The following is a 10,303-nucleotide window of genomic DNA, read 5'->3' on the forward strand; positions in this document are numbered from 1 at the left end:
CCTCGCCTCCCTATTGTCGGAGGCGCGCTTTACGCTATGTTGACAATTAGTTCCTCAAATGTAACTAAAAGGTTAACTATAATGTCGAACACGTTCCGAATTTCTCTGCTTACCGCTACCGTACTGTTCTCTGCTTCTGCACTGTCTGCCCTGCCGCAGGGTTATCCTGCTGAGTATCAAAAAGTGGTTGATGCCGCCACGAAAGAGGGCAAGGTTGTTATTTACTCCACCACCGACATCAAAGCTGCCGGACCGCTGATCCAGGGCTTCGAAAAAACCTATCCAGGCATTAAAGTCGAATACAACGACATGAACAGCACCGAGCTGTACAACCGTTTCATCAGCGAACAGGCCTCCGGCGGCGTGAGCGGCGACGTGGTCTGGAGCTCCTCGATGGACACCGGCCTGAAGCTCGCCACCGACTACGCCATGGAGTATAAATCGCCGGAGCAAAGCCAGCTGCCGAAATGGGCGGTCTGGAAGGATAAGGCATACGGCACTACCTATGAGCCGGTGGTCTTTATCTACAACAAGCGTCTGATCCCGGCCGGCGACGTGCCGGACTCTCACGCCGCACTGGCGAAGCTGATTGCCAGCCAGACGGACAAATTCAAGAACAAAGTCACCACCTACGACATCGAAAAATCGGGTCTGGGCTTTATGCTTTCGGTGCAGGATCACAACGCCGATCCTAACTACTTCAAGACCCTGGCCGACGTCGCCAAAGGAGGCCTGTCGGTGCAGTCGTCTACCGGCACCATGATGGAGCGCGTCTCCTCCGGTGAAAACCTGATCGGCTTCAACATCCTCGGTTCCTACGCGGAAGCGCGCGCGAAGAACGATCCTTCGCTCGGCATTTCCTATCCAAAAGATTACACCCTGGTGCTGTCGCGCGTATCGTTCATCAGCCAGCAATCGCAAAACAGCAATGCCGCGAAGCTGTGGCTGGACTACGTGCTGTCTGAACAAGGGCAAAACATTCTGGCCAATCAGGCGGACATCCCCTCCATTCGTAACGATATCGAAGGGAAAAATGATATCGACGGCCTGACCAAAATCCTCGGCAACGCGCTGAAGCCAATTCCGGTTGATGAAACGCTGCTGGAATACCTGCAGCCGAAAAAACGCCTGGAGTACATCAAAGAGTGGCGTACCGCCGCCGGTAAATAAGCGTCTGAGCGCGGCGCTGACCGCCGCGCTCCCTTATCGACTGAGTTCGTTTTTCTGGGCCGCAACACCAGGGATACCCCATGAATACATTACGCAGAAAGTGGCAAAGCCTGCCGCGAGGCATCGTCGTGCTGATAACCGCCCTGGTTATCTACACCCCGCTGTCGTTTATCGTGATACAGAGCTTCCTGTCCGCCCCGTTCTTTTCGCCGTCAAAAGAGTGGAGCTTTGAATCATTTGAATTTATTTTCACCGACCCTGATTTTTATAAGGCCCTGAAAAGCGGCTTTATTCTTGCTTTCGGGCTGGTCTTTATCTCCATTCCGCTGGGCGGCGTGCTGGCGTTTCTGATGGTGCGTACCGACCTGCCCGGTCGCCGGTTGATTGAGCCGCTGATCCTGGTCCCGATCTTCGTTTCACCGATGGTGCTGGGCTTCGGCTACGTGGTGGCCGCCGGTCCGGTGGGCTTTCTCTCCCAGTGGGCTCAGGCGCTGATTGGCTTTGTGCCGTGGAACATCTACGACATGTCGAGCATTGTGGTCATCGCCGGCCTGACGCACGTCCCGCACGCCTATCTGTATATCTCGTCAGCGCTGCGCAGCGTGGGCTCCGACGTGGAAGAAGCCGCGCGCACCGCGGGCGCGTCGCCCTGGCAGGTGATGACCTCCGTCAGCCTGCCGATGGTGCGCCCGTCCATTCTGTACGCCACCGTGCTGCTGTTCTTCCTGGGGCTGGAAGTGTTTGGCCTGATGCTGGTCCTCGGCGACCCGGAAGGCAACATGGTTCTGGCGACCTATCTCTATAAGCTGACGAACAAGATGGGCACCCCATCCTATAACCTGATGGCGGCGGTTGCCGTGGTGCTGATCTGCATCACCATCCCGCTGGTGATGCTCCAGCGTCGCCTGATGCGCACCGCCAACCGCTTCGTCACCATGAAGGGTAAGGCTTCGCAGGCCCGCGCGCTGCCGCTGGGTAAATGGCGCTGGGTGGCTGGCGGAGTGATTGCCTTCTGGCTCACCGTCACCATCGGCGTTCCGCTGCTCGGCGTGGTATTGCGCGCGTTTATCTCCAACTGGGGCGTGGGCGTTTCGCTGTGGGACGAGCTTTCTCTGAACACCTTCCGCACCATCTGGGCGCAGCCCAACCTGCTGCGCGCCATCGTTAACTCCATGGCGATTGGCGTCATTGGCGGCGCGCTGGCCGTGGTGTGCTACCTGTTTGTCGGCATTGCCATGCACCGTAAGCCGGACAACACCACGCGTTTCCTGGACTACAGCGTGCTGGTGCCGCGCGCCGTGCCTGGCCTGCTGGCGGGTCTGGCGTTCCTGTGGGTGTTCCTGTTCCTGCCGATGTGGCTGGATAACTCGCTGAAATCCGGCTGGCTTTCCGGGTTTGCCTGGACCGACTGGATGCGTGAAAACGTCATCGTCTGGCTGCGTTCGCTGCGCAGCACCATTTTCAGCGTCTGGCTGGCCTATACCGTGGTGTGGATGGCTTACGGGCTGAGGCTTATCTCTTCCACGCTGCTGCAGGTAGGGCCGGAGCTTGAAGAGGCGGCGCGCAGTACCGGGGCGACGCGCGGGCAGATCACCCGCCACGTCACCATCCCGCTCTCCCGCTACGGTCTTATCGGTTCGTGGCTGCTGATGTTCCTGATCTTTGAGCGCGAATACTCAACGGGTGTGTACCTGCTTTCACCCGGCACGGAGACCATTGGCTCGATGCTGGTTTCCCTCTGGGCCGCGGGTGCCATTGATATCGTGGCGGCGCTCTCTTTCATTAACATCCTGCTGGTCGTGGTAGGTCTGGGCATTGCCCTTCGTTTCGGAGTAAAAATACATGATTGAATTAGCGGTTGACGATCTGCACTTAACCTACGGCGACAATCCTGTTTTAAAAGGTGTCTCCATGAACCTGAAGCGCGGCGAAGTGGTCTCCCTGTTAGGCCCCTCCGGCAGCGGCAAAACCACCCTGCTCCGCGCCGTCGCGGGTCTGGAAAAACCGACCCAGGGGTCGATTGTGATTGGCAACAATAAAGTTTACGACGGCACGCCGCGCAGCGAGGTCCCGGCGGAAGAGCGTAACCTGGGGCTGGTATTCCAGTCCTATGCCCTGTGGCCGCACAAAACCGTGTTTGAGAACGTGGCCTATCCGCTCAAGCTGCGCAAAGTCCCGGCCAAAGAGATCCAGCAGCGCGTGCAGGACGTGCTGGACCAGCTTGGTCTGGGCCATCTTGGCAAACGGCACCCGCACCAGCTCTCCGGTGGGCAGCAGCAGCGCGTGGCGATCGGCCGTGCGCTGGTGTACAACCCGCCGGTGATTTTGCTGGACGAACCGCTTTCCAACCTCGACGCCAAGCTGCGCGAAGAGGCCCGCGTGTTCCTGCGCGAGCTGATTATCAAGCTCGGGCTATCCGCGCTGATGGTGACGCACGACCAGAACGAAGCGATGTCCATATCCGACCGCATCCTGCTGCTCAACAACGGCAAAATTGAGCAACAGGGCACGCCGCAGGAGATGTACGGCTCGCCGAAAACGCTGTTTACCGCCGAGTTTATGGGCAGCAACAACCGCCTGCACGGCAAAGTCACCGAAGTGCGCGACGGCAGAGCGCGTATCGAAGGAAAAGGCTGGGTGCTGTGGGGTCAGGCCGGTGAAGGGGTGCAGAGCGGTGATGAAGCCACGGCGGTGATCCGCGTCGAGCGCGTGGCGGTAGTCGAGGGGCCAGGGGAAAATCAGCTTGAGCTGCCGCTGCTTACCAGCATGTATCTCGGCGACCGCTGGGAATACCTGTTCCGCACGGTGGGGGATGATTTTGTCATTCGTGCGTATGGGCATGAGGTTCGGGATCCGCAGCACTGCCATCTTTCGCTGCCGGAGAAGCATGTTTGGGTGTTCCCGAAAGGGTGATGAGTCAATAATTAATCTGCCATGGCCCGGTAGCGATTCGCTTACCGGGTCTACAAAACAAAGAAATGCGCAGATGCCAGGATAGATGGCGCTAGCCATTATTGTTAAGGCATTCGGACTAAAATAGCCACCTGACACTTTTTTCCGTCCGTACTTATAACGGTTTAAGACTCCATATCAAAATGTTATTACAGAGCATATAAAGAAAATTTATGCGCCATATCCAGCATTTTTGAAAACTAATTGAACATGCTCCGTCAGTCCAACAAGATCTTCATAGGCGATTGGGCCAAAATCAGGATAATGGTTTTCAATATACTCGTTAACATCTTCCATACCTTCACTCGCTCTGAGATTTTTAACAAATGTAGGCAAAATACGATGATTAACACCAGTACCATACTCTTTCGGATGATGGGTCATACACCACTCAACTTTACCTTTATACGATTGAATCGCATCTTCCAGTAAGGTGATAACTTCTGGAACCTCTTTTTCAAAACGAAAACTGGTATAAGGAGGGTACTTAGAGCGATCAATTTTTTCAAAATGGTCATTTATCCATTCATCTTCAATACGGCTCTGATAATGTAACCACTCCAGTTTTCCAAGAGAACCAATGAAGTCCAACAAGATTGTTTCTTTCTTACCTATCGGAAACATTATTTTAACCCCTGTAATTTATCAGAGATCGTAACACTTCCCTGATTTATAGATTTGATATGTTTTTCCCAATCTCCCTTAGGAATCGGTTTTAAGGACACTCTTGGATCGTAAACATACTGACCATCGGTATAAACCTGATGGAAAGCTTGTTCATGTACAATTTTTCCATTTTCATACACATTTAAGTTGTACGGAGTCGTCGGCCTTGCTTCAATAATTTTTCCGTGCCCGCCAGCTGCATCGAGAAGCTTAGGTGCGATATCTGAGCAATCCGTACAATCTGTATTGCCTATCCAGGCAATAAACTTAGGTTCGTTCATTTTTTCAATAACACTCTGATTGGCTGGATAACCGGGATTTTCAGGGCGAACATTTTCAAGGCCGGGGATCTTCTCGTTCTGATAGAAAAGATCATCCAGTGAAGGAGAATCCGGAACAGGCGTAGTTGTCGTCCAGCCATTATTGTTTGACGCTCCATCACCGTTGGTATTACCAGTATGATTTATCCCTCCGGTTGCTACACTATTATTCCCTGTGTTGGAGGGCGTATTTCCGGTTACAGTCTGGTCTCCACCAGTATTTGATGGTCCCGGGTTGATGACCTGCGTACCACCAGTACTGGTGATTGTCTTACCTGTCAGGGACTCATAGGCCGCTTTCTGAGCATCATTTAACTGACTGAGCTGGGAAGGATCATTGAGCGAGGCCACATAGATCAGATGCAACTGCTCATCTTGTGACAATGTATCCATTGCTGATGTGGATGCACCAATCCCAAGTAAAGCACCCAGACCACTGGCAACCAGGCGATCACGGCAAGCAGAAATTTTCAGACATCCCTGTGCAGCCAGTTTACCGCCCTGTATAACGACACCCAGCGAGTTATTCTCAACCTCCACCTTCGCCGTTTCTGACGCCGTCGCCGCCATGGAGACGCTGCCATCTGTCACCGCAGCGCCCGCCAGACCACCCGCGATACTCACGAGGCTACTGACCAGCCGTTTTTCCTCTGGCGTCAGGTCACTGGATTTTTTATCTCCATACAGCGCACTGACCAGATGGTCGGTCATCGCCGAGGCCGTAATGGCTCCTATGGCGCCGGCCTTCAGGCCATCAGCACTGCTCCCGCCACTCAGCTGCGTCAGCGCCGCCGCCACAATACCGTGCAGCGCGGCACGGGCTGTCGGGTCTTTCTGCTCCTTGACCAGGGTCGCCAGAAGGGGGGCTGCACCCGCTGCCGCGCCTGCCTTAAGGTTACCGCCAAGCGCACCTGCCAGTAATCCCGCCGCTGCGCTACCCTTCGTCCAGAAGGCACTCCCCGGACCGTACTCGGTATTCTGATATCCGGGCTGCGTCTTCAGGAACGCTTCCTGCTCCTGCGGGGTATCGCCCTGCAGTTTTCCTTCTGACGCCAGCTTCGCGCCCAGCGCCGCATTGGATTCCCGCGCTTTCTGCTCCGCATACTTGCCGTAAGCATCCAGCGCAGAGGTGGCCAGCGCCGAGCCTTCGCTCTGGACCGCCAGGTTATCCCTGACCTTTTGCACATCACCGCTCACGTCCACGCCGTGGTGGGCGTCAGCCGTATCACGGCTCAGGTCAGCAATATCCTGTTTCTGTCCCGCCGGGTTGCGAATGACAATGCTACCGCCACTCACCGCTGATGAGGTCGTGCCTGTGTGGCTCTCTTCTGCCTGGCCCGTACCGATGGCTGGTGCCAGGTTGCGGTTTTCACCGTTTCCGCTGCCGCCCGCGCTGCCGGAAAGCGCCACCGTGTAGCCGTTGCCGCTGGTCTGGCTCTCGTTGTGGAGATTACTGAAACCCAGCGTACCCGTGTCGAGGCTATTTTTATCTGCAGACGCCGTGGATGCAATCACCGCGCCGTCAAGCTGGGTATGATTTCCGGTGGTGACGGCAAAGCCGCCCTTGCCTGCGAATATCCCGCTCTGTTCAGCAACGCTCTTACCATTTTGGGTGATATTCTCACCCGATGCACTGACGCTACCGGAAGAGGCACCATAACACAGTGGCGGTATGCACAGACTAAGGGACGCGCCTGACGAAGACTGCTTGCTGTCATAACTGGCCGTATCCTGCACGCTGCTGATGGTGAGATCGCGTCCGGTGTTGACCACTACACGGTTACCTTCCAGCTCCGCACCTTTCAGGATGGTGTCGCGTCCGCTGTTCACCGTAAGCTGTTCATCAGCATGGACAACGCTGTTCGTATTGCGCTGCGACTGGCTGTTTTCCTTACCCTTATGCTGTGACGCTCCCAGCTCCACCGAGATGCCGTTTTGCGCACCAATCAGGCTCACACCGACACCGACGCTGAACTGGCTGCCGCTGTTTTTACTCTCAGAGCGGGTTGTGTTCTGGGAGGCAGACAGCAGAATATCCCGCCCCGCATCCAGCGCCACGTGTTTACCCGCGATCTGTACCCCCATACCGGCAATGTCATTTCCGGCACGAACAGAGACATTCTCGCCGGCATTAATGGTGGTGCCCTGCGTGTCGGTACTGTGGTAATGACTGTCCTGAGATGACGTCCCCGCCGTTAAAGACACTTTAGCCTTGTAGTGTGATGTTCCGCTGTTGCCGCCGTTCTTCGTGCAGAGTTGAGGATTTGGCAATGTTCAAACACATGTTTATAAATGCCAACATTATGATTTTGTTGGAAATATTTAAAAATCATGCAGATTTCGATCTGGGTGTGCCTGATCTTCGCATTCAGCACTGGACACAATCGCGCCATTTACCACACATAACGAAGTTCGATTTTTGATCATTTATAATGCAACTTACTGAAATTGATCATATTGTTTATTTAATAAGTTTAGATATGTGACCTTGCAGGAGGGTAAATTGAACAGAGCAGTCGTGTTAGACGAACAGCAAGCCAAAGCGATTAGGGAGTGGCTAAACGCTCATAACAAGAGCCTAATAGCTGACGTTACGTTAATGATGCAAGCCGCCGTACTGCGTGTGGGGGATGCCGTCGCGTTACGCTTTGACGAAGTGATCAACGGTGAGATAGACATAGAAGAACAGAAGACAGGGAAGCGTAAAGCCCTCACCCTTCCGGCTCCAGTGGTGCAGATGATAGCTCGTCGCCGTGCTGAGTATCCGCATGATGTGCATGTGTTCAGAAGCCAGCGTAACCGCTCGATGAACAAGCAAGCACCAGTACGACGCGAAGAAGTGAGCAAGCAAATCGCAGAAGCCGCAAAAGCTATCGGCATTCATGGCACTGTATCGGCTCACAGCTTCCGCAAAGCTGGCGGGAATGCCATCTATAAGCGTTCAGCAAACAACATCGCTTTAGCTATGACCGTGCTTAATCACAGCAACATCACTGACACCAGGCGCTATCTGGATTTAGACAAGCAAGCCGTTAGCCGTGTGATCAATGAGATGGACTTATAAGGGGGACACATGAAACACTTGCTTGTGCTGGCGTTGGCATTATTACCAGCCCTGGCGAATGCCGGACAGATAACCCTGATTCTCAGTGACGAACAGGAGACAGACAACGCGAGGGTGTGCATATATGAAAATGCCACCAGAACAGAGACAGTGACGATCAGACCGTCCGAGCAGTGCAAATACACCAGGACATTCGAGGAGGACTAACTCCCTTTACTGGTTGTAACGAAACATAATTTCGCTTAAGTCTAATGCTTGTTGCGCATGTGGTTATTGTTTGTAAAATGACCTCGATGATTTTTTCCATAACAAGTAGAGGGACTTATGCAGCAATACACCAATGAACTTACCGCAGAAATGCTGGCAGCTTTTGACAAATCACCATTTACAGCCAAACAACTCGCCGGAATGAACGATGACGCCCGTTCTCTCATCGAAAAACAGAATGCCTACAATCTCGCTCATCCAGTTACAGCAGCTTATCTGATTGCGACAGAGGGCAGCTTGACACGTAATGGTGGGAAAGTTTTCAGTAAATATAACGGACAACAGATCAAACTTGATGACGGCACAATGCTAAACGTGTCTCGTGTTGGCGATGAAGTGCGTTACCCAGATGGAACGACCGCGGAGATCGCCAATGGTGCGGGAAACATACCAGGCGAATCTCTCGCCCTGGTTGGTAGCTCGCTTGATAACGGCGATGTAATTATTAGCTGCCCACAAAATGCCGGAAGAAGAGTAGTCCGAGCAGGGGAATCGTTGCCAGAAAACTTTCTGAAATAAGGCGGTCACTATGGCATCGGTTAACAGGGGCTGCACGGTTCACGGTAAGAACGTTGGTATACACGGAGATAAAACCTCTACAGGCGCACAATGTATTGCTGCCCGCCCCGGTATGTCTGTTATGGGCTTGTGGAAACTCTATATCGGCGATAAGACCACTCCTTGCCCAAAATGCGGGAAAGTGGGGGTAATTGTGAGCGGTGATCCTCGCTGCTCAAATAGCGCCGCGGTCGCCGTGGATGGTGCGGAAATCCTCTGCGGTTGTCCACAGGGTACTAATTTTCTTATCGCGCCTGGCACCGTTGAGGTGAATACCCCTTCCTGGGCGACAGCGCCTGAAGAGCCAGTGCAACATGCACAGGCAGCGAAGAAGCAAAACACCTTTGCTAATACCTGCAAACCAGAAGATAACCAGCTATTGAACGGCGTTTACCTCTGGACTGAAACGACAAGTGCAGGTCATGCTTTCGTTTCGGTGCATGAGAATAACAACATCTATCTCTACACCTATGGATGCTATGGACGCACTGATAAAAGCACCTTCACTGGGGATGGGATTTTAGACTTTTTCCAAGACGAAGATGCGCGTAAGTATTACCGATACGAACTTTATGAAATGGGTGCTCGCGCTTTCCGCATTGATGATGCAGATCCTAAAATCACCCGTAAATTCTTCGAAAACCTTTGGAATGGCGGTGTAGCACCAATTCAAACGCCAAACATGCAAGACGGTACAAAGCGAAGAGGCCGCACGATTGATAAGTATGATGTGACTGGTAGCAACTGTACCACTCACTCAGTTGAGGGGATCAAGTTTGCTGGTTCAAAGTTATTCGATCACGGTTACACATCCACGACAACACAGCTACCAATCGACATAGAAGAAGATTTCACTATTCCGGTATCACTGCAAAGTTATCTTGAATCAAAGAGTGCAGACATCTCCTCAATGCTCGTTTTCGAAATGACTAATACATTCAAACAGCAGTACCCTAACACCGAGAACAAAAGCCCTCAACCAATGGGAGGGAGTGCAAAAATTCAACAAGCTGCTGCCGATTCCGCTGCCGTTGCTGGCTCAACATCCCCATACTCAGGCGGTACAGTAGGCGGTTCATTGGGAAGCACTTACGATGATGAATAAGAAGTTCTGGATCAGGTGGGTGAGTATCGCGCTGATCTGCGTAGCATATTACGTTATCGTGCTTTATTTCGATCGAGTCTGTACATAAATTTGTGTAATTGCCTGATTTTGATATGTTCAATCCAACATCAAAAGCAGGTTAATTTATGGACGAAAAACAGTTGCAGGCTCTGGCTAACGAACTGGCCAAAAATCTCAAAA

At 53.0% G+C, this 10,303-nt stretch carries 9 protein-coding genes; 7 read left to right on the forward strand and 2 right to left on the reverse strand.

Annotated features, from left to right (window positions below; genetic code table 11):
* The first annotated feature begins 81 nt into the window (after positions 1-81).
* The 3 genes from ACWYRJ_RS09330 (at position 82) to ACWYRJ_RS09340 (ending at position 4,083) form a co-directional block, all read left to right on the forward strand.
* Positions 82-1,170 (forward strand): ABC transporter substrate-binding protein, encoded by a 1,089-nt coding sequence (locus ACWYRJ_RS09330; protein WP_048224731.1) that lies wholly within the window; start codon positions 82-84, stop codon positions 1,168-1,170.
* Between the two features lie 80 nt (positions 1,171-1,250).
* Entirely contained in the window at positions 1,251-3,020 is a 1,770-nt protein-coding gene (locus tag ACWYRJ_RS09335; RefSeq protein ID WP_023309073.1) for an ABC transporter permease, read from the forward strand.
* The gene (locus ACWYRJ_RS09340) at positions 3,013-4,083 is read left to right on the forward strand and encodes an ABC transporter ATP-binding protein (protein ID WP_023326018.1); all 1,071 of its coding nucleotides are present in this window, start codon (positions 3,013-3,015) and stop codon (positions 4,081-4,083) included. Before ACWYRJ_RS09335 ends, ACWYRJ_RS09340 begins: the two co-directional genes overlap by 8 nt.
* Before the next feature lie 210 nt (positions 4,084-4,293).
* Here ACWYRJ_RS09340 and ACWYRJ_RS09345 read toward each other — a convergent pair whose 3' ends face one another.
* Positions 4,294-4,746, reverse strand: a complete 453-nt coding sequence (locus ACWYRJ_RS09345; RefSeq protein WP_136195108.1) for a hypothetical protein — start codon at positions 4,744-4,746, stop codon at positions 4,294-4,296.
* A complete protein-coding gene (locus ACWYRJ_RS09350) occupies positions 4,746-7,379 on the reverse strand; it encodes a hemagglutinin repeat-containing protein (protein ID WP_455507773.1) in 2,634 nt (877 codons plus the stop codon). The genes ACWYRJ_RS09345 and ACWYRJ_RS09350 overlap by 1 nt, the downstream gene beginning before the upstream one ends.
* Before the next feature lie 232 nt (positions 7,380-7,611).
* Between ACWYRJ_RS09350 and ACWYRJ_RS09355 the strand changes: the two genes are divergently transcribed.
* The 4 genes from ACWYRJ_RS09355 to ACWYRJ_RS09370 all read left to right on the forward strand — a co-directional run bounded on the left by ACWYRJ_RS09355 (position 7,612) and on the right by ACWYRJ_RS09370 (position 10,102).
* Positions 7,612-8,172, forward strand: coding sequence for a tyrosine-type recombinase/integrase (locus ACWYRJ_RS09355; protein WP_032937054.1), 561 nt, complete (start codon positions 7,612-7,614; stop codon positions 8,170-8,172).
* Positions 8,173-8,181: 9 nt separating this feature from the next.
* Positions 8,182-8,379 (forward strand): hypothetical protein, encoded by a 198-nt coding sequence (locus tag ACWYRJ_RS09360; protein ID WP_455507774.1) that lies wholly within the window; start codon positions 8,182-8,184, stop codon positions 8,377-8,379.
* Between the two features lie 117 nt (positions 8,380-8,496).
* Entirely contained in the window at positions 8,497-8,958 is a 462-nt protein-coding gene (locus tag ACWYRJ_RS09365) for a hypothetical protein (protein WP_455507775.1), read from the forward strand.
* 10 nt (positions 8,959-8,968) lie between these two features.
* Positions 8,969-10,102: a PAAR domain-containing protein gene (locus tag ACWYRJ_RS09370; RefSeq protein WP_455507776.1), complete on the forward strand. Its 1,134-nt coding sequence runs from the start codon at positions 8,969-8,971 to the stop codon at positions 10,100-10,102.
* Positions 10,103-10,303 lie beyond the last annotated feature (201 nt).

It is taken from the genome of Enterobacter sp., assembly GCF_977039595.1.